Consider the following 18,298-nt stretch of genomic DNA (forward strand, 5'->3'; position numbering starts at 1 on the left):
GGCTGACAGATTCTTAGTCTTACTGCGTCACAAAAGAAGGCGCTGTTTGATCGGGCGAATGCAACAGGGACAGCGTGAGAGGGTGCGGACGATGGCAACGATCAGTCTTCGCCGCATCGTCGCAATCGAGTTCGGGATGTGACGTTCGGGTCGCAGCAGCGGAGCCTCTGGGTCGGTAACCGTTGGAAACCGCAAGTCTCTTGAACGGCCTGGTGGAACGAGATCCCGAGGGGGGAATCGTCTCCCTCTCGGAGACCAGGAATCCGTAGGCTGCGATGCACAGCGTAGCGTGGTGGTGGAAGCCACGCCAACCTCGCCCTTCGAAATGCCCGAGCCCGACCTCTTGTTTGAGATCCTGATAATCGCGCTCGATGCGCCAGCGCAGCTTGGTTAGATCGACTAGCCTTCCAAAAGTGATCGTTTCCGGCAACGTTGAAAGCCAGTATTTGGTCGGCTCGTCCTCACCTTCTGGCCATTCGATCAAAAGCCATTCTTCCGGTCGGCTTTCGGTGAGTTGGTAATCTCGATGCGCGACGCAAACGCGCGCGCGAGCGAAGCGCGACGATAGCCGCTCGGCCGCGCCCTCTCGCCACTTGATCGTGCGCCAGACCCGCTTAGGAAGGCAAAGAGCAAGCTCCTTGACCGAAATCGGTTGATGCTTGTGGTCGCGGCGCAGCAGCTTTGGTGGTCGCCCTTTGCCCGACCATTTTTTCGGCGGTAGCGGCGCCGTGTCGGATGTCCACACCGTGGTGTTTGGCAAGATACCAGCCACATAGGTCAACGCCAACGCGCTGATGCTGGTCCGCAGGTCCGTGTTGCAGCCATATCCGGCATCCATCAGCACCACGCCGCGAGGAAGCCCGGTTCTGCAGGCTGCTTCGATCTGTTCAAGCGCGATCTCTGGCTTGGTCTTAAAGCTGATCTCCTTGGGCACGCCCGCTTTGCGCCGACGTTTCTTATCTGCCGCCCATTCCTGCGGCAGATAGAGACGATACATCGCCGGCAGACTGGCGTGGTGATTGGCAAGCGACAGGGATACCGCGACTTGGCAGTTATCCTGCTTGCCGAGCTGCCCGCAATATTGACGCGCCACACCGACCGAGTGCGCTCCCTTCTTGGGAAAACCGGTGTCATCGATGATCCACGCTTCGATCGGTCCATGGCGCTCTATCGCCGGCAGTACCATCTCACCCACTTTGGCCAAAACACCCTCGTCAGACCAAGGCGATTGGCCGACGAAGTGCAGCAGCGACTGATGCTGCGCCGCCGTCCGATCAGGTGCCGTTACCGCTGCCATAGGCTCAACGCTTTTACGCTCCCCCGGCATGATTAAGCCGATGCAATAATCAAACAACGGCTGGGCCCGGTCCGCATGTCCGATCACACTCACAAGTTTCTCGACAAAAGCCGAAAATCGCGATTCACTGCCGCCTGATGTCCGGAGATCCATATCAGCCCCCGTTGCCGATGCCTGAATCTCAACAGGTAACTGATTCTCACAGGATCTCGCCCGCGATCTTTTGAATCAGACACTTTTCTGACTCAGTAGTATTAGGGCTTGTTAAGAAATAACGTAGTCACTTTCTTGAGCGCTTCCTCTAAGGGGACGGTGAGAGCGGCGATGTATCGTTTTGGTGGTGAGTTCACAATCCCTATTAACCCGATTTGGGGCGGGGAATGAGCATGCCGACTTGTCTTTTATGTTGGCCGTACTGCTGCCCGAACAGCTGGAGAAGATCCCGCTCTACGAAGAAAATCCCGACAAAGACGTAGGTGGTGGTCAAGCGTGCAGAGAGCGGAGCAGCGCAAAACAAGAGAAGACGCGGTGTGATCAGCACCAGAGCGATATGATAACGAGCAGGTCTCATTGTAAAATCCAGGCACCTGTCCGCTGTGAGTCGCCCTGGTTGCGGGGCTTTCGTCCTCATCGCTGCTAAAGGCGTACGATTGCGGAATAGGGGGCTGCTGACTTGACGAGAGAACACGCACGCCACCGCCCGCGAATAATGTTCGGACGTTCGGGATTTCGGACGTCGCCGTAGTTACCAGACACGGTTGGCAAGGCACGGATCTGATGCCAGCCACTCCTCGCGCCGCGCTTGCGCGAGTCTAGAGGGTGATCTGCCCTATGACGGCTCGGTGCCGTAGTGCTCGGATACGCCTTCAGAACTCAATGGGGCGAGTGGCTCGAGAGGCATGTCCGGACTTCCAACCCGTACCTGGTCATCCCCATTGATGCCGCGAGTCGCCGGGCGTGCCGCGAGCTTTTCGAAGCGCTCATCGGGGTCGATGACGCCCACGGCCTGGCGGTACGGCCAGGCTTGCTGAGCATTGGGAGCGGATCGATGGTCAGTCGCTGGGCTTTCCATCCTCACGAGGTAGCCCGAAGACGGCCGCCTTCAGCCTCGGCCCCGATCATCTGTCGAGGTCTCGACGGAATGGAATGACTGAGGCGCGGCAGTCGCTCGATCAACGCGAGAGGAGGTTCATCGGCCTCTCACCGCAATCGCACACGTCAACGGCGGCGAAACAGTCCTCGTGGCGTCGCGGACGCTCCGGCTGCGGAAATTCCGTGTTTCTTGGCCACTGTCAACAAGCGGCTGTTCGCCACTTGTGAGCGCAAGGGGTGAAAGTTACGCGACGCCTCCTAACCTGCCCGCCAGCGCTCAGTTCACATAAAGCGGCGATCTGAAGAATATTAGAGCCTGAATTCTCTCCTGATACGCGGAAGATCCAGCTCCTCAGGCCGTGCAGGGCCGGAGACGCGGACGTCGCAGTATTTTACTCGAAAGAATGAGCTTGAAGTGACGGGCGCGCTAGATTGTAGGTTAAAGGCCAATTAATGCATGCATTAGCGGTGTATCGAAACGCGGCCGATACCGACGTTGGGGCGATATGTGGCTGAAGGTAGCTCGCCGAGAGAGCTAGGCGGGGAAGGCCCGCGCTCTCCGCTCCTGATGATGATCCCTATCTCTGGTCGGAAGAGATAGAAGGCCCGAAAGCGCTCGAGTTTGTCGAGCCGCAGAATGGCAAAACTCCGCAGGTGTTCGGAGGAGCGACATTCACGCGAGATCGTGACGCGCTGGCTTCGATCTAGGACCGGCCGGACAATATTCCCTATATCAGCCGGCGCGGCGACCATCTCTACAATCTTTGGAAAGATGCCAACAATCCGCGGGGCCTCTGGCGTCGGACGACTCTGGATGAATTTCGAAAATCTAAGTCGTCATGGGATGTCCTACTCGATGTGGATCGGCTCGCGGCCATTGAAGCCGAGGACTGGCTTGTAAGCTCGACCGCCGTGCTGCCTGGGAGCTCGCACGTCCTACTTGCTCTGTCGCGGGGCGGCAGCGATGCTGTGACGCTGCGCGAGTTCGACATGATCACAAAGAGCTTGTGCCTGATGGGTTTGTGCTGCCGGAAGCGAGCCGCTTTGGTCGATCAGGACACGCTGCTATTGTCCAGCGCCTACGGCGAGGGGATGGCGACATTGTCGGGCTATGCCAGGATCGTCCGATTGTGGCGCCGCGGTGACCCCATCGAACGAGCGGCGGTGGTGGTGTTCGAGATCGCGCCAGATCACATCGGTGTCAGTTGCAGGATCGATCGAACCGGCCAAGAGAAACGCGTCTGGTTCATCGATCAGCTGGACTTCTTCAATTCCCACACATGGCTCGGAACCGAGTCAGGGGCGAACATCAAGCTCGACCTTCCTGCCGATATCTGGCTGCAGGCGCATCAGGATTGGCTCCCGGTGAAGCTCCGCTCGGCTACGGCAATCGCCGGAGTGATCTACCCGGCCGATACTCTGATCGGCATATCCTTGACAGCCTTTCTCGCTGGGAAGCGCAATTTCCCCGTCCTCTTAGTGGCTCGCCCTCGGCGAGTGTTGCCGGGGCTTTTCTGGTCGCGCGGTAAGCTCGTCCTCTCCATCCTAGACGAGTTGCGGCCGGTGTTCGAGATCAGCACGCCTTTCGCTACGACCTGGACCGCGAGCCGGTGAGCGTGCTTCCTGATACAGGCCTCGTTGATGTCTGGCCGCTTGATTGGGATCCATCGGAGAGTAATGGTGACCTGCATGCAAAGATCCAGGATCCGCTCACGCCTCCGTTACTAATGCACTTGGAGCAGGGTGTCGCAGGCCCAACCGTGCTGAAGGAGGCGCCGAAGACCCTTATCGCTGATGGTCTCGTGATAACCCAGCGAGAGGCGATCTCGGTCGACGGCGAGCGCATTCCCTATGTGCAGACCAGCCCGAAACAGGAGACGGGCGAGGTGCCCGTCCACATGAGCGGTGACGGCGGGTTCGGCATTTCAGTGAAGCCGTACTACAATTCTGCGCTCGGCAAACTGTGGCTCGAGCGAGGAGGCACCACGGTGCAGGCCCATTTGCGCGGCGGCGAGTTCGGCACGCGCTGGCACGATGCCGGGCAGCTCGCCGGCAAGCGGCTCTCTCATGATGATTTCGCAAGTGTTGCGGCCGACCTTGTCCGGCGCGGCGTCACACAGGCAAAGCGGATCGCGGCCGAGGGCGGATCGAACGGCAGCATTCTCATCACCAATATGCTGACGCGCTACCCTAAGTGTTTCGGCGCGCCGTTCTGCACCATTCCGCTGATCAGCATGAGCCGCTACACGAAGCTGCTCGCGGGCGCGAGTTGAATCGCGGAATTTGGCGATCCTGATAAGCCCCGAAGAATGGGAATGGCTCATGACCATTCCGCCTACCATATTGCCAAGCCCGGGCAGGACTACCCGCCGATCCTGATTGCGACGACGCGTCGGGACGATTGCGTTCATCCCGGACACGCCCGCAAGATGGTCGCCAAGCTTCAGGGGATTGGCTAGGAGGCTTATCTCTACGAGCCGAACGCAGGCGGTCACGGCTATCGCAGGGACAACAAGGAGCATGCCAGCTTTCAGGTGCCGGGCTTTCAATTCCTGGAAAGTAAGATCGGCTGGCTGGGCGAGAAGGCGTAAGCGAGCTTCGCCCCTACGATCTCAATCGCTGGCCGGATTTCTAGGCGACCTGGACCAGCGCGAGATCCAAATCGAGCGCAGGTTTTTCGAGTTTGCGAACGCTCGTTCGATGCGTTCGTGCAAATCGATGTGTACCGCCCAGAGTTCTGCTCGCCAGTGACATATTCGCGTGACCCAACCGCGAGGTTTGCTTCTCGTTAAATGGGCCATCCCCAAGTTTGAAAAAAGTCAGGGGTATCCGATGAGTTCAAGAGGACTAGCACATGCAACTCAGGCGTGCTTGGCAGCTTTACTTTATCCCTGCTAGATGTGCGCTCAGAATGCCAAGGGAGCTATTATGGCCAAGACGCTGACTAAGAAGGCCGTACGTCGCGAGTACACGAAGACAGATGTGAAGGAACTGCGCGCACACTCGAGGGCGAAAACACCCGTTACGAAAATCGCGAAGCTTACAAAGCGAACGACCGGATCTCTGCGTCAGAAGGCGCGAAAGTTAGGCATCCCGCTCGGACACCGACGGTAGTAAGCGCGCCGTGTGGATGGAAGCACGCGCGCGAAGCACCCCAAATCGAGTACATCGGAAACCAGAAGCTCAACGTCATCCGAGTTTGGTGTCTGCACTCGTCATCACCACCATCCACAGGCCATTCACCTGGGCCAGCTCGTGCTGCACGCAGGGCGGTGCTGGGCGAGCGTATGACGATGGCACGCTCGGTGGCGTCAAAAAGCTGCCACCGGGATCTCGCCGGCCACATCATCGAGCACACCTCTGTCGAAGAGGAGCGATTTTATCGGACCGGCGCCGTGTCTTGCTCTTGCGAGAAGAGCGGTCTTCTTCGGCGCAATCAAACGCGCGCTCAGACGCCACTCTTCCATCGAGCCTTTAGGTTGGTCGCATGAAGGCCGACGGTCACCTCGGCCGCTGCTATCTCGATCGCGCTCATAGTGGAAGGCCTTCATTTCCAGATATTGGAAGTCATCCCTACTGTTCGGGCGGCGTTCTAGACGCGATGCCAACGTCAATTGATAGATGCCACTTCTCGAACTTGCATACAATTGAGCGGCTGTGTCACTGCTAGGCAGCAAATTGGCCATGTCAGCGTTCGAATCGGCCGTTTTCCGCGAACGTTCGTCAGGATCTGCCGTACTGCTTTGCATGCAGCTTATCCAATCTCGCTAGTCCCTCCTCAGCTAAATTTGTCGGGAGGTAGCTAAAGCACAGGCGTAGATGCTGGCCATTTCGTGGGCCATAATGACGGCCATGCACAAGTTGCACGTCGTGCTCACTGCGCGCAAGCTCAGTGCAAGTCTCAGCCTCAATTCCATGGGCGAGCCGTACCCAAAACGAGAAACCGCCGCTTGGGAGGAGATAGTCTGGCTCACAAACCGACTATCCCGCAGCAACGTGTTCAAGATATCGCGCTGGGCCACGATAATGTCGGCGTAGCTGCACAATTTGCGTATAAAGTGCGTCCGACTGCAGAAACGATAGAACAATATTGCTGACGCCGCCGTCGCATTTGAGGCGTGCCGACCTGATGATAACATCCGAATCTGCAAGGACCCAACCCACCCGCAATTCCGGTCCAGCCAGCTTGGAGATGCCGTGGATATTTATGACGTTGCCGCCCGCGGCAGCCAATCAGCTACGCCGTTGTACGACAACTCCGAATAGAAGAGATCCTGTACCAGCGCCACCCCGTGCTGGGCTAGCATCGTTGCAAGGCGGGCCATATGGGCGCGGTCGGATTATGAAATGCTGGCGACGTGAAAAAGTTTCACGCGGGCATTGCGGCGCAAGGTCGATTCAAGCTCGCTCAGATCGACGCCGTCGGCACTCATCCCAAGCTGGAGAATGATGGCCCCCGCGATCGAAAAGGTACGCAGTGCACCGAGGTAAGACGGGTCCTCAGTCAGGACCGCATCGCCCGGGTCGAGCCAGGCATCGCCAACCAATTGCTGAGCCTGTGAAGCACCAGCGGTAAGGATCACCTCCTGATGCCGTAAATTACAACGTTGTGCGAGCCTTGTCCGCAGCTTCGGCAAACCAACCGCATCCGTTTACTGAAGCAGATTGGCGGTTGTGACACCGGTATCTTGGCTTAATGCGTGCGGCCAGGCCAGCTCTGAGAACATGTCGGATCGGGTAGCCCATACGCGAAATTGATGGCGTGCTTCGCACTTGAGTAGTTGAACGGCGCAAAGCCCTGAGCAAGCGAGCTGCGTCGGACCGGCAGGTTCATGGCTTCCTCATTTGTATCCCGCCAATTTTGCGTGAGCTTGGCGCCTGCGAAAGCGCTCATTGTACGCTGCGATGAATTCCGTGGGTACCGCGGCGCTGAGTGGGAAGTCTATCTTTGGTGGCAGGCCGGCTTTTGGTGCCAGTTTGCCGAAGGAGGGCTGCCATGCTGTCCCGAAGAAATGCCGGCCATATCGGAGCGCAAGCTCAGGTACCACAGGATAGAGCAGGCTCAGGAACAGCGAGATCTCGACGGCGTTCCACATGCCGCTGTTGTCACGCGCAAAATCGGCGACCTCGAAGTACCTATCGACGATATCAAGGGCATCCCAGAATCGGAGGTCCTCGATTGCATCCGCGTAACGCTGAGCGAGGATGCGTAGACGGGATCTAAGACGTCTAGTGTCCAGCGTGCGCGCGTTGTTGGCGTATTGGCCCAATGCATCTTCCCAGACCCGGAGGTGCGATGCCGCCGTGATTAGCCGATCAATATCGAACTCGTTTTCGTCTCTGCCGAATGGCCGTGCAATTCGGGCGAGCGCGTAACGCACGACGTTGGGGTCCACCTCGCGCGCGACCTCGTCGACCCAAAGCGCATGGTCGCGGCTGGTCGAAAACGTTTCGCCTTCGAGCTTGTAGAAATCCTGGATTGAGTGGTTTGCCGGAATTGGATAACCACGTGCGAGCAGGGCGCCGGTCACACCTATTGTGTAGTAGAAGCGGTTGTCCTGGCCCATGAAAAACACAAGCCGGGTGGTGGGATCGTGCATGGTTGATTTTGCGTCCAAAAACTCGTTGGCGCATTGCTCGCGAATTCCGGTGTCGAAGCACCACAAGCCCTCAAACCACGTGAGCAGGGTTTGACCGGACAAACGTTCCGGCTGTAGTAGCTCTATACCATGACTGAAGTGACGCGACATCGGCAAACCCCGCATATCGTGGGCCAGCCAAGATCGCGCCTTGTCTCGTATGGGCTCGGCCCAGTCGCTTTGTCCAATTGCTTTGTCCAGCGCATGCGCGAGGCGAGGCGTATCGAACACGGCATGCTCGACGGTCCTCAGGACAAGATTATGGCCGCATGTCGTGTGCCGGGCATTGCGTAATGTGGCGTGGCGAACTGCCAGTCCACAGTTCTCGCACAGGTTACTGTCGGTAGGTGAATTGCATGCCGGACAATTGCCGACTGCTAGCGAGTCCGCGACAAATTCATCGCAATGCTCGCAATAGAGTTGGACACCCTTGCGGACTTTGACGTAACCAGCCTCCTGCAGCTCGCAGAAGATCGCGAGAGCATTCTCCTTATGTAGCTCGCTGGATGTGCGAACGAAGACATCAGGCGTGATGTGCACTGCACGGAGGCACTGCAGGATCTCGTCAATGTACTTTTGCGCGACCTCGCCGACGGGTTGCCCGAGCTTTCGCGCTTTTTGAAGCGTATACGTGCCGTGCTCATCTGCGCCCGTGATGAAGTGCGCGCGATGGCCGGCCATACGCTGAAAGCGCACGAAGATGTCGGCGAGCAAGTATACGCCGCCGACATGACCGAGATGCAATTTGCCGTTAGGGCAGGAGGGAGCCGGACATACGAAATAGGTGCGCATGTCAATCCCACCAGATGGAGAGGAGTTTCAGCGTATCCTCCTGGCTGAGATTGCGGAGGGCATAGGTCTGGTGCGGGGGCATGTAGAACAAAGTCACGTCCTTTACCGACCGGCTGTGCCCGCCGGCTTCGAAGTCTCCCTCGCCGGAAATCAGCACCCACAATTCGTGTTCGTGGTGCGCATGCAGATCGACCGCCCCGCCGGGCGTGACCTCAACGACCGAGGCACCGAACTCGGGGCTGAGATCGTCCGGCAAACGTACCAGCAAGCGGCAAACCAGCACGCCATATTCGGTTCGCATCAGGGAGCGATCGATCTGCTTCGTGTACACGACGTCTTTCTTTTAAGAGTTGCGATCACTCGCGATAGAAGATGCCGTTGGGCGTTCTTAGACCCTGGAGATCAACGATCTTGCCGACTGGTGGGTTGTAAGCACGCTTCATCCGGTTGTATTCGGCACGATCAGGACCGCCAGTAGATGCCCGCTGGAGCACCAAATAGAGCGTTCGGCGAGAGCGATCGCTCTTGTTCGGGAGTGAGTAGTGGGGCGCGTAGGGCCGTCTGTAAGCGAGGCGGTCCGCGGCGCCAGGGGGACATCGACGATACGCAAGTTAGAGGACCGCGCCGCGCTAATGTGATCGCGGTCATCTTTTTCCGCCGATATCAATGAATCCGATTCAGCGTTCAGCCCTGCATCGTCTGCATCCTCGTAACCGCCCAGGAGTTGCCCAGATTGATCGAGATAAAACGGCTGTCCGCGAAGACTGTTGATCAGATTGTCCTCCATGTGCGCGCTGCCCAGGAGCGACCGAAAAAAGGGGGGAGTGCGCGGCTGAAAGCCCGTGGCGTGCACTATGCGATCGCTTGTTGATAAAACTGTAGAGCCGCCCGTTTTGCGCGAGGCAATTCAGGAAAGAATAGGGACTGGTTGGGCTTACCAAGGTCACGCAATCTTTGAATGGCGACACTTGCAGGCGGCTGTTCGGCAGCGCTCGTCCGGGATGCCAGCAAAATGCCTCGCGCTTCTCCAGGAATAGTGCGCGCAGTCGGGTAGGTTCAATCAGCGCTGCCAGGCTGAGATTGAAAGGACCGGTCCCGACGCCAATGACGTCCAGCGTATCCACGAAGGTCTCTCTCTCGCTTGTGTAAGGTCCCGCTTGAGGAAGGTGGTTGGTTGCTGCGTAGAAAAGCCTACAATCTGACACTGCGTGAGATACAAGAGGTTTATCGTCTCACTGAGCCGGATCCTTTGGGTCAGGTGCCGCTCCTCGCCGATCGCGAAATGCGCTTTTCATGCGGGGCGTCTCGTCAATGAGGCTGGGCGCAAAGCGCTGCCCGACATCGGCTATGATGATGACCCGGTCGTGCGCTAAGAGGCGTACACGCCTGCCGCATCTGCGGAACGCGCGCTTTATGGGCTGCTGGCGGAAACAGATGGCCGAGAAACGATGCGACCCGAAGTATTGCGGATGCGCCGCCGCCTGCAGTTGCGGAGGCGTAGGATAGGAAAGCCGATCCTCAAGCCCGAAAGCTCTTTGCCCGTCGCAGAAAGTTCTTAAACAGAGCGCCCCCATGCTGGGTCAGTATCGATTCGGGATGGAACTGCACGCCGTAGGTAGGGTGATCGCGATGGGCAAGAGCCATGATCTCACCATCGTCCGAACGTGCCGTGACCACAAGATGTGAGGTGTGCGACTCATCGATCTCAACAACAAGGGAATGGTAGCGCCCGACGCAGAGAGGAGAAGGGATTCCGTCGAACAGCCCTACGCCGTTATGCGTGAGATACGAGGACCGGCCGTGCATGGGGCGACGTGCACGTGCCACCGTTCCGCCGAAAACACTCCCGATGCACTGGTGCCCAAGGCAGATGCCTAAGATCGGGACATGACCAGAGAGCTCGCGAACGATCGAAGTCGATATTCCCGCCTCTGTTGGGGAGCAGGGACCGGGGGAGATGACCACGGCGTGCGGCTTGCGAAGGACGATATCACTGACGCTGATCGCGTCGTTGCGGATCACGTCCGTTGCTTCACCAAGCCGGCGGAAATAGCGGGCAATGTTGAAGACGAAGGAATCGTAGTTGTCGATGATGACAATCAAGAGCCACCGGAAGAATTGGTGGCGAATGCGTCAAACATTCGCTGCGCCTTGACGAGTGTCTCCTCGTATTCGGCCGCTGGATCCGACATCGCCGTTATCCCGCCACCCACGTGAAAGGCAGCCAAATCGGCGTCGATCGTGACAGTGCGGATCGCGATATTCGTATCCATGTGCCCGTTGAAGGCGATGAAGCCGATTGCTCCGCAATAAGCCTCTCGCGCTATGCGCTCGATTTCCGTAACAATCTCCATCGATCTCACTTTCGGCGCTCCGGTGATTGATCCGCCTGGAAAGCAGGCGCGAAGAAGGGCGACGGCGTCTTGGCGCTCTTCAAGTTGACCCGTAACCACCGACACGAGGTGGTGCACCGAGGCGTAGGATTCGAGATCGCACAGCGCAGGAACCTCGACTGAATGCGGAGTGCATACACGCGACAGATCACTCCGCAGGAGGTCGACGATCATGATGTTTTCGGCACGATCTTTGTCTGACGTGACCAGAAGTTGAGCGCGGCGCTGGTCCTCCTCGGCGTCGGCAGAGCGCGCGCTTGTGCCTTTGATGGGGCGCGTCTCGACCCGTCGACCGTCGAGATTCAGGAAACGCTCCGGCGAGCTTGATGCAATAGTGAGAGTGCCGTAACGCAGGAGCGCTGCGAACGGTGCGGGGTTCAATGACCTCAATTGGCAGTAGAAGGCAACCGGATCAAACGAGTTCGGCAAGTGCGCGCTAAAACGCTGCGCAATGTTGACTTGGAAGACGTCTCCGGCCTGGATCAGGTCGATGACGCGCTGTACTGCGGCAATGTAGCCCGCACGGCTGAAGTTCGAATGCCATGGTCCGACTGCGCCGTGGGCGTCATTTCTCGCCAAGTCTGCGGTGGCAAGAAGAGCTGCAAATTCATCGGCTCGCTGGCGTGCGCGCGCGGCGCGGCGCGCGGGATCCTGCTCGGGCCACCCTGTGGAGACGATCCAACTTCTGTCGTTGCGGTGATCGTAGCTGACGACCACGTCATAAAAATGCAGAATGGATTGAGGCAAGCCGTGTCCGGAGGCTGCCGGAACCGGCAATCGCTCTAATGTCCTGTTCAGGTCGTAACCGAAGAATCCGGCCGCTCCTCCCTGAAAGGGCGGGAGATCGGGGCGATGCTCTTGTGGATGCCTAGCAAGCAGGGTGCGAAGGACGTCCCACGGGTCGCCGTCAAGAGTCTGTCCGTTCCAACTCGCCCCTCCGTCCGCGACCATATAGGTGCCGAACGGGTCGCAGGCCAGATATGAGTAGCGCCCAAGTAGCTCGTGGCTCGCGGCACTATCAAGAAACGTAAGATGAGGTCGGCGGGCGAGGCGCCGAAATGCCGTGACAGGGGCAATCCATTGCAGCTCTTGAACGTGCATTGGCTATCCGTCACCGGCGAGTGGCGTTCGCGCGCTTCCGGCGATGGCTCGCCAAACGAGCGCGACGTTTGATCGAAATTGGCAAGCTCGTGAGACCGGTGGTCAGCCTAGCCTCCGCCAGCGGAGACCGCGCGGCGAGTGACGAGCCGCACATCCGTCGACACATCGTAGTCTGCCGCGAACCGCAGTTCGCGCAATGGCCGTACCCGCCTGATCGATTCCTGGTATAGATCATGTGCTTTGTAGGCTGCGAGTTCCGCCTCGCTCTCGAACTCACCATAGACGACGACGTCGATGTCGTTCCCGAGCTGATCGGTCTTGCGATTGCGAGCAACCTCCAGCCGGCGTGCATGCGGAATGGTCGTGAGAACCGAGAGGCCCTCGATTATCCCGTCAATGTGCCCCTCATCCTTGGCGGTGAACAAAACGATGTGGCAGATCATGAATGGCTCTATGAGTGTTAGAGATGGGTGCATAGCTAACTTGGGATCGCGCTCTCCGCAACGCAACCCCTTCCGCATCGCCGGTTGATCGATCGTTCGCGCTTGTGCCGCGCGCTGCGCAACTCACCTCGCTAGAATCGCTTCTTGGTCAACAGCTCGGGAGAGCCAGGCGCTCAATGGTCTGAATATGACGCGCGAGCAGGTTACAGGCTTGGTCAAGGTTGCGGGCTCGCAGGGCCTGCAAAATCAGACGGTGATCTTGGTTGGACCGTGGGCGCCAGCCAGTCGACCGCGCCATCGCGAACACCAGCCGAGAGTTTGCAAGCTGTAGTTCGTCAAGGCTGGCGAGCAGGCGCGGCATCGCGCAGGGCGCAACCAGGGCATAGTGAAAGGTCCGGTTGGCCATCTCAAACTCCTCAATCGTCTTGGCATTGTCTCCTTCGATGAGGGCAAGTTCAATGCGTGCCATGTGGATCGATGAGAGCTTTGGAGCCGCGTTGCGTAGCGCGACCACCTCGAGCGCCGCACGCATCTCGGCGATCTCCTTGACCGAGTTCGTGTCGAGCGGAGCGACCCGCGCGCCGCGCCGAGGTGCACTCACGACAAGATGTTGTGCCTCCAATTGTCGAAAAGCCTCGCGCACCGGGACATGACTGGAATTGAATTCTCGCGCGACATGATCCTGCCGGAGCGGCGAGTCCGGCTGCAGGGCGCCGTTGATAATGCGCTCACCGATCGATTCGGCGATGCGTCCGGCAGTCGTCCTGTTCTCGCTCATCATAGATTATCTATCGGAAAAGTGGGTGCGCCCCGATAGCACATCGATTAGCATCGATCCAATATCGCTGACGATAGATAATTTACGTGATTATCTATGATTACGGACCCGAGGCTATGGACGTTTGTGCTGGAGTTGACCGGAACGGAAGCTGCGGGCTCCCACGGGTTCGTGGAGAATGGAAGCGTGCCGAGGCCGAGGCGCTCTATGGTTTGCCATTCGCAGAGCTGATGTTTCGAGCGCAAAGCGTTCATCGCGATAACTTCGATCCGAACCACGTCGAAACAGCAAGCCTGCTCAGCATCAAGACGGGTGGCTGCCCGGAAGACTGCGGCTACTGCGCACAGAGCGCGCACTACGAGACGGGGGTGAAAGCGAGCCGCCTGATGGATCGCGCCGATGTGGTCGCCACCGCGCAACGTGCCAAGGAGGCTGGCGCAACCCGCTTCTGCATGGCTGCGGCCTGGCGCAGTCCGAAAGACCGTGATCTCGATCGGGTCTGCGAAATGGTCAGCGCCGTCAAAGGGCTTGGCATGGAAACCTGTGTCACACTCGGCATGCTGACGCCGAAACAGGCGGCGCAGCTTTCCGAGGCAGGGCTCGACTTCTACAATCACAACGTCGACACCTCGCCTGAGTTCTACGGCAGGATCATCACAACGCGCACGCTGCAGGACCGAATTGACACGCTCGAGCATGTGCGCGAGGCGGGCATCAAGATCTGCTGTGGCGGCATTATCGGCATGGGCGAGCGCGTTGAGGACCGTCTCGACATGCTCATCCTGCTCGCCAATCTCCGAAAGCCACCGGAAAGCGTGCCAATCAATCTTTGGAACGAGGTCAAGGGGGTTCCCGTCGTTGACACCGCGATGCGTCCCGATTCGATCGCACTGGTGCGTCTGGTCGCAACTGCTCGGATCATGATGCCGACGAGCGTCGTGCGGTTGTCTGCCGGACGGCATGACATGACCGATGAATTGCACGCGCTGTGCTTTTTGGCCGGCGCAAATTCAATTTTCATCGGGGACGTGCTGCTGACGACCAATAATCCAAAAACCGATCGCGATGCAAACTTGCTCACCAGGCTCGGCATCACGTCAGGGCTTGCCTAAACCACACAGGGCGGCGAGCTATCTCGTAAACTCCTTAAGCTTAGGTGAGAAATGCAAATTACGTTGATGAAAGGCAAAATCCATTGCGCATCGGTGACCGAAGCCGATCTGCATTATGAGGGCTCGATTTCAATCGATCGTACATTGCTGGACGCGGCAGGGATTTTGCTCAACGAACGTGTCGAAATCCACAACGTCGAAACCGGGGTGCGGTTCGCCACTTTCGTCACCGAAGCGCCGAGCGGCTCGGGGACCATTGACTTGAACGGTGCGGCTGCGCGACTGGCGCTTCCCGGAGATAAAATTAGCATCCTTGCATACGCCTTGCTTGATGAGGCGGAGGCCAAGACCTTTAGACCCCGTATTGTGCTCGTCGATCGCGAAAATCGAATATTGCCGGTTTGACCATCAAGGCGCCAAAGCGAAGCCGTTTTTCTGCGCACATCGTGAGAATTTTGCGCGATTTCAAAGCCCTCAGAGTGCAGAATGAATTCAATCCACGCGGGAAAGGCTGTCCGATATAGCTCGGCGTTGAACGTCTTGAAAGAAGACCACCGCTTGCGCAGCCTCAGTCCGCGTGCAGGAAAAGATTTCACGTCGAACGACTATTTGGCGCTCGCGAACGCGCCGCGCATCAAGAAGGCCGTCTTGGCGGCGGTCGAGGCCGGCACACCGATCGGAGCCGGCGGATCGCGGCTCCTGCGCGGCAATTGCGAGGAGCATGAAAGTCTGGAAGCTGAAGCTGCCAGCTTCTTTGGGGCCGAGACGGCGCTCTTCTTTGGCGGCGGCTATGTCGCAAATTTTGCGGTCCTGACGACGGTGCCGCAGAAAGGCGATCTGCTCGTTCTCGATTCTCTGGTACATGCGAGTATCCATGAAGGCGCGCGGGCGGGCCGCGCTGACTTTCGGATAAGCGCACATAACGACCTGGATTCGGTCGAAAGCACAATTCGTGACTGGCGGGCAAAGGGCGGAGTTGGCCGCATCTGGATCGTGGCCGAAAGTCTCTACAGCATGGACGGCGATTTTGCGCCGCTCCAAGAGCTGGTTGCGCTCGCCGACCTGCATGATGCGTTTTTGATGGTGGATGAGGCCCATGCCACAGGTGTTTACGGTGCGAAGGGACGGGGGCTCACCGCTCCTTACGAGGGACGAGAAAATCTCCTGGTCGTTCATACTTGCGGCAAGGCGCTGGGCGCTGCTGGCGCGCTCGTCACGGCGTCGGGCATCCTGCGAGACTTTATGATCAATCGGTGCCGTCCCTTTATCTTCGCCACCGCCCCCTCACCGTTGATCGCCGTCGCCGTGCAAGAGGCTATTCTGATGCTGCAGCAGGAACCCGAGCGTCAGCAGCGCCTCATCGAACTCGTCGCGTTCACACATCGGCAGATCAAACAGCGCGGTTTGAAGGGTCCTTCGGACTCGCAGATCGTACCGTTCATCGTAGGCGACAACGCGCGTGCGATGCGGCTTGCCTCGGCGCTGCAGGCTCGTGGCTTCGACATCCGCGGCATCCGGCCGCCGACCGTGCCGGCGGGCACGGCTCGTTTGCGCATCTCGTTGACACTCAACGTCATCGAAGATGACGTGTGCGCAATGCTCGACGCCTTGGCCGAGGAGACAAAAAGGTGAATTTCGATGGCTCTGCGGATCGTGGTAACGGGCACAGATACTGGAATCGGAAAGACGGTGTTTTCCGCGGGGCTCGCAAACCTTCTCGGCGCGAATTATTGGAAGCCGATTCAGGCCGGGCTCGATGGAGAGACCGACACGGAGACTGTCGCGCGGCTCGGCGGCTTGTCGGCCGACCGCATCTTGCCAGAGCGCTACCGCCTGCAAACACCAGCCTCGCCGCACTATTCCGCCGCGGTTGACGGCGTTCGGGTCGCGGCAGAGTCGCTCGATGTGCCAGATACTGGTCAGCAGCCATTGGTTATCGAGGGCGCGGGCGGGCTCATGGTGCCCCTGACCGGCGATACTCTTTACATTGATGTGTTCGAGCGATGGCGCCTTCCAGTCGTGCTTTGCGCGAGCACGGAGCTGGGCACCATCAATCATTCGCTCCTGTCGATAGAGGCTCTCCGAAAGCGTGATATCCCCATTCTCGGCATGGCCTTCATCGGCGAAACAAATGCCGAGACTCAGACCGTTATTCGTGAGATGGGGCGGGTGCGTTGGCTGGGACGATTGCCGTGGCTCTCGCCCCTCACCGTGGACACGCTGCAAGCCACATTCAGAACCTCATTCCGGGCAGATAGTTTCAAGCCATATGCCAAGGAATAGATCTCCGATCTGGCATCCGTTCACACAACACGCTCTTCAAGACGAGATGACGAGAGTTGTTCGGGGGAATGGTGCCTATCTCCACACCGCCGATGGTGGCCGTATCATCGATGCAATCTCATCCTGGTGGGTGGTGACGCATGGTCATTGTCATCCACATATCGTGCGCGCGATTCAGGAACAGGCAGCCGAGCTCAACCAGGTCATCTTTGCCGGCCATACCCACGAACCTGCGGAGGATGTTGCGGCACGACTCTTGAAGTGCGCGCCGCCTGGGCTTGAGCATGTCTTCTTTTCCGACAGCGGCTCGGCTAGCGTCGAAGTGGCCCTAAAAATGGCACTCGGCTATTGGCATCATATCGGCAAGCAGCGAATACGCATTGTCGTGATGCAACATTCCTATCACGGCGACACAGTCGGCGGGATGTCGGTTGGTGCGCGGGGCGTGTTCAACGAGGCGTACGGGCCTTTGTTGTTTGACGTCACCTCAATCCCGTTTCCTGCAACAGGTCGAGAGCAGGACACGCTCGACGCCCTTGAGTCTGCGTGTCGGAACGAAGTTCCTGCAGCCTTTATAGTGGAGCCTCTGATATTGGGGGCCGGCGGAATGCTGATGTACCCAGCCTGGGTGCTCAGAGAGATGAAGCGGATCTGCGAGGCATCGGAGGTCCTGTTCATTGCCGACGAGGTCATGACGGGCTGGGGCCGCACTGGAACTCTCTTTGCGTGCGAGCAGGCCGATATCACACCCGATATCGTCTGCTATTCCAAGGGAATTACGGGCGGAGCGCTCCCCCTCGCGGTGACGCTCTGCCGCGCCGACATATTCGATGCCCACTATTCGAAGGATCGCGCGCGCACGTTCTTTCATTCGAGCTCCTATACCGCAAATCCGGTGGCCTGTGCGGCCGCAAGAGCCAATCTGGATCTTTGGCAAGATCCCGAAACCCGCCAACGCGTGGCGGCGATCGCCGCGATGCAAGAACAGGCAATTGAGCCATTCCGGGACGATGCGCGCTTCGGAGACGTTCGTCAAACCGGCACCATTACAGCACTCGATCTGAAGACGAGCGATGCGGGCTATCTGGCGGACATCGGTCCGAAGCTTCACGCCTTCTTCAAGGATCGAAATCTGCTGCTACGGCCGCTCGGCAATACGATCTACGTAATGCCGCCGTACTGTGCGACAGCGGCAGATCTTGATGAAATCTATGCGGGTATCAAAGATGCCGCCGATGCGCTGGCTGGAAGGAACCCTCTGCGTGCATAGGCACGCGAGCGCCAACTTCGTCCTATTATTCCGACCGATCGGGCGAGTATCGCGCCTACCCGATCCTGAGTCCGCGGTGGGTTTTGGCGAAGGAGCCG

General features: G+C 58.6%; 20 protein-coding genes. 8 read left to right on the forward strand and 12 right to left on the reverse strand.

Going from position 1 to position 18,298, the window contains the following annotated elements; translation table 11 throughout:
- Window positions 1–19 precede the first annotated feature (19 nt).
- Window positions 20–1,450, reverse strand: coding sequence for an IS701 family transposase (locus tag NLM31_RS08345; RefSeq protein WP_254128465.1), 1,431 nt, complete (start codon window positions 1,448–1,450; stop codon window positions 20–22).
- Window positions 1,451–1,655: 205 nt separating this feature from the next.
- Window positions 1,656–1,868 (reverse strand): hypothetical protein, encoded by a 213-nt coding sequence (locus tag NLM31_RS08350; RefSeq protein ID WP_254192007.1) that lies wholly within the window; start codon window positions 1,866–1,868, stop codon window positions 1,656–1,658.
- A 1,253-nt stretch (window positions 1,869–3,121) separates the two neighbouring features.
- Here NLM31_RS08350 and NLM31_RS43370 point away from each other — a divergent pair.
- From NLM31_RS43370 to NLM31_RS43380, 3 genes are read left to right on the forward strand one after another with little or no spacing between them, the layout of a single operon-like run.
- A complete protein-coding gene (locus NLM31_RS43370; RefSeq protein WP_375167542.1) occupies window positions 3,122–4,003 on the forward strand; it encodes a hypothetical protein in 882 nt (293 codons plus the stop codon).
- A complete protein-coding gene (locus NLM31_RS43375; protein ID WP_375167475.1) occupies window positions 4,000–4,662 on the forward strand; it encodes a prolyl oligopeptidase family serine peptidase in 663 nt (220 codons plus the stop codon). Before NLM31_RS43370 ends, NLM31_RS43375 begins: the two co-directional genes overlap by 4 nt.
- Before the next feature lie 42 nt (window positions 4,663–4,704).
- Complete coding sequence (locus NLM31_RS43380) at window positions 4,705–4,848, forward strand: hypothetical protein (RefSeq protein WP_375167476.1); 144 nt, start codon at window positions 4,705–4,707, stop codon at window positions 4,846–4,848.
- An 852-nt stretch (window positions 4,849–5,700) separates the two neighbouring features.
- Here the strand turns inward: NLM31_RS43380 and NLM31_RS08360 are convergent.
- From NLM31_RS08360 to NLM31_RS08405, 10 genes are all read right to left on the reverse strand, one after another.
- Window positions 5,701–6,138 (reverse strand): hypothetical protein, encoded by a 438-nt coding sequence (locus tag NLM31_RS08360; RefSeq protein ID WP_254192008.1) that lies wholly within the window; start codon window positions 6,136–6,138, stop codon window positions 5,701–5,703.
- A 591-nt stretch (window positions 6,139–6,729) separates the two neighbouring features.
- Window positions 6,730–7,026 (reverse strand): aminotransferase class I/II-fold pyridoxal phosphate-dependent enzyme, encoded by a 297-nt coding sequence (locus NLM31_RS08365; protein WP_254192009.1) that lies wholly within the window; start codon window positions 7,024–7,026, stop codon window positions 6,730–6,732.
- A 204-nt stretch (window positions 7,027–7,230) separates the two neighbouring features.
- Window positions 7,231–8,820, reverse strand: a complete 1,590-nt coding sequence (locus NLM31_RS08370; RefSeq protein ID WP_254192010.1) for a class I tRNA ligase family protein — start codon at window positions 8,818–8,820, stop codon at window positions 7,231–7,233.
- 1 nt (window position 8,821) lies between these two features.
- Entirely contained in the window at window positions 8,822–9,151 is a 330-nt protein-coding gene (locus NLM31_RS08375; RefSeq protein WP_254192011.1) for a cupin domain-containing protein, read from the reverse strand.
- 108 nt (window positions 9,152–9,259) lie between these two features.
- Window positions 9,260–9,607, reverse strand: coding sequence for a hypothetical protein (locus NLM31_RS08380; protein ID WP_254196359.1), 348 nt, complete (start codon window positions 9,605–9,607; stop codon window positions 9,260–9,262).
- A complete protein-coding gene (locus tag NLM31_RS08385) occupies window positions 9,498–10,025 on the reverse strand; it encodes a SidA/IucD/PvdA family monooxygenase (protein WP_309143678.1) in 528 nt (175 codons plus the stop codon). Before NLM31_RS08385 ends, NLM31_RS08380 begins: the two co-directional genes overlap by 110 nt.
- Before the next feature lie 313 nt (window positions 10,026–10,338).
- A complete protein-coding gene (locus NLM31_RS08390; RefSeq protein ID WP_254192013.1) occupies window positions 10,339–10,923 on the reverse strand; it encodes an aminodeoxychorismate/anthranilate synthase component II in 585 nt (194 codons plus the stop codon).
- Window positions 10,920–12,314 (reverse strand): aminodeoxychorismate synthase component I, encoded by a 1,395-nt coding sequence (gene pabB, locus NLM31_RS08395; protein ID WP_254192014.1) that lies wholly within the window; start codon window positions 12,312–12,314, stop codon window positions 10,920–10,922. The genes NLM31_RS08390 and pabB overlap by 4 nt, the downstream gene beginning before the upstream one ends.
- Before the next feature lie 107 nt (window positions 12,315–12,421).
- Window positions 12,422–12,757: a Dabb family protein gene (locus NLM31_RS08400; RefSeq protein ID WP_254192015.1), complete on the reverse strand. Its 336-nt coding sequence runs from the start codon at window positions 12,755–12,757 to the stop codon at window positions 12,422–12,424.
- Between the two features lie 148 nt (window positions 12,758–12,905).
- Window positions 12,906–13,538, reverse strand: a complete 633-nt coding sequence (locus tag NLM31_RS08405) for a GntR family transcriptional regulator (RefSeq protein WP_254192016.1) — start codon at window positions 13,536–13,538, stop codon at window positions 12,906–12,908.
- Window positions 13,539–13,651: 113 nt separating this feature from the next.
- On the opposite strand from NLM31_RS08405, the gene bioB reads away from it, so the two are divergent.
- From bioB to NLM31_RS08430, 5 genes are all read left to right on the forward strand, one after another.
- The gene (bioB, locus tag NLM31_RS08410; protein ID WP_254196154.1) at window positions 13,652–14,647 is read left to right on the forward strand and encodes a biotin synthase BioB; all 996 of its coding nucleotides are present in this window, start codon (window positions 13,652–13,654) and stop codon (window positions 14,645–14,647) included.
- A 51-nt stretch (window positions 14,648–14,698) separates the two neighbouring features.
- The gene (gene panD, locus NLM31_RS08415; protein WP_254192017.1) at window positions 14,699–15,052 is read left to right on the forward strand and encodes an aspartate 1-decarboxylase; all 354 of its coding nucleotides are present in this window, start codon (window positions 14,699–14,701) and stop codon (window positions 15,050–15,052) included.
- Window positions 15,053–15,133: 81 nt separating this feature from the next.
- The gene (locus tag NLM31_RS08420) at window positions 15,134–16,279 is read left to right on the forward strand and encodes an 8-amino-7-oxononanoate synthase (protein WP_254192018.1); all 1,146 of its coding nucleotides are present in this window, start codon (window positions 15,134–15,136) and stop codon (window positions 16,277–16,279) included.
- Between the two features lie 6 nt (window positions 16,280–16,285).
- Window positions 16,286–16,930, forward strand: a complete 645-nt coding sequence (gene bioD / locus NLM31_RS08425) for a dethiobiotin synthase (protein ID WP_254192019.1) — start codon at window positions 16,286–16,288, stop codon at window positions 16,928–16,930.
- Window positions 16,917–18,200, forward strand: coding sequence for an adenosylmethionine--8-amino-7-oxononanoate transaminase (locus NLM31_RS08430; protein WP_254192020.1), 1,284 nt, complete (start codon window positions 16,917–16,919; stop codon window positions 18,198–18,200). Before bioD ends, NLM31_RS08430 begins: the two co-directional genes overlap by 14 nt.
- The last annotated feature ends 98 nt before the right edge of the window (window positions 18,201–18,298 follow it).

The organism is Bradyrhizobium sp. CCGUVB4N (assembly GCF_024199945.1).
Taxonomy (GTDB): Bacteria; Pseudomonadota; Alphaproteobacteria; order Rhizobiales; family Xanthobacteraceae; genus Bradyrhizobium.

Bases quoted from the DNA above. Each gene is read 5' to 3' on its own strand.
- bioD (WP_254192019.1), top strand. From the start codon at position 16,286: ATGGCTCTGCGGATCGTGGTAACGGGCACAGATACTGGAATCGGAAAG.
- NLM31_RS08380 (WP_254196359.1), bottom strand. From the start codon at position 9,607: ATGGAGGACAATCTGATCAACAGTCTTCGCGGACAGCCGTTTTATCTC.
- NLM31_RS43380 (WP_375167476.1), top strand. From the start codon at position 4,705: ATGGCTCATGACCATTCCGCCTACCATATTGCCAAGCCCGGGCAGGAC.
- NLM31_RS08350 (WP_254192007.1), bottom strand. From the start codon at position 1,868: ATGAGACCTGCTCGTTATCATATCGCTCTGGTGCTGATCACACCGCGT.
- bioB (WP_254196154.1), top strand. From the start codon at position 13,652: ATGGACGTTTGTGCTGGAGTTGACCGGAACGGAAGCTGCGGGCTCCCA.
- NLM31_RS08420 (WP_254192018.1), top strand. From the start codon at position 15,134: ATGAATTCAATCCACGCGGGAAAGGCTGTCCGATATAGCTCGGCGTTG.
- pabB (WP_254192014.1), bottom strand. From the start codon at position 12,314: ATGCACGTTCAAGAGCTGCAATGGATTGCCCCTGTCACGGCATTTCGG.
- NLM31_RS08400 (WP_254192015.1), bottom strand. From the start codon at position 12,757: ATGATCTGCCACATCGTTTTGTTCACCGCCAAGGATGAGGGGCACATT.
- NLM31_RS08345 (WP_254128465.1), bottom strand. From the start codon at position 1,450: ATGGATCTCCGGACATCAGGCGGCAGTGAATCGCGATTTTCGGCTTTT.
- NLM31_RS08370 (WP_254192010.1), bottom strand. From the start codon at position 8,820: ATGCGCACCTATTTCGTATGTCCGGCTCCCTCCTGCCCTAACGGCAAA.
- NLM31_RS08405 (WP_254192016.1), bottom strand. From the start codon at position 13,538: ATGATGAGCGAGAACAGGACGACTGCCGGACGCATCGCCGAATCGATC.
- panD (WP_254192017.1), top strand. From the start codon at position 14,699: ATGCAAATTACGTTGATGAAAGGCAAAATCCATTGCGCATCGGTGACC.
- NLM31_RS08430 (WP_254192020.1), top strand. From the start codon at position 16,917: ATGCCAAGGAATAGATCTCCGATCTGGCATCCGTTCACACAACACGCT.
- NLM31_RS08360 (WP_254192008.1), bottom strand. From the start codon at position 6,138: ATGCAAAGCAGTACGGCAGATCCTGACGAACGTTCGCGGAAAACGGCC.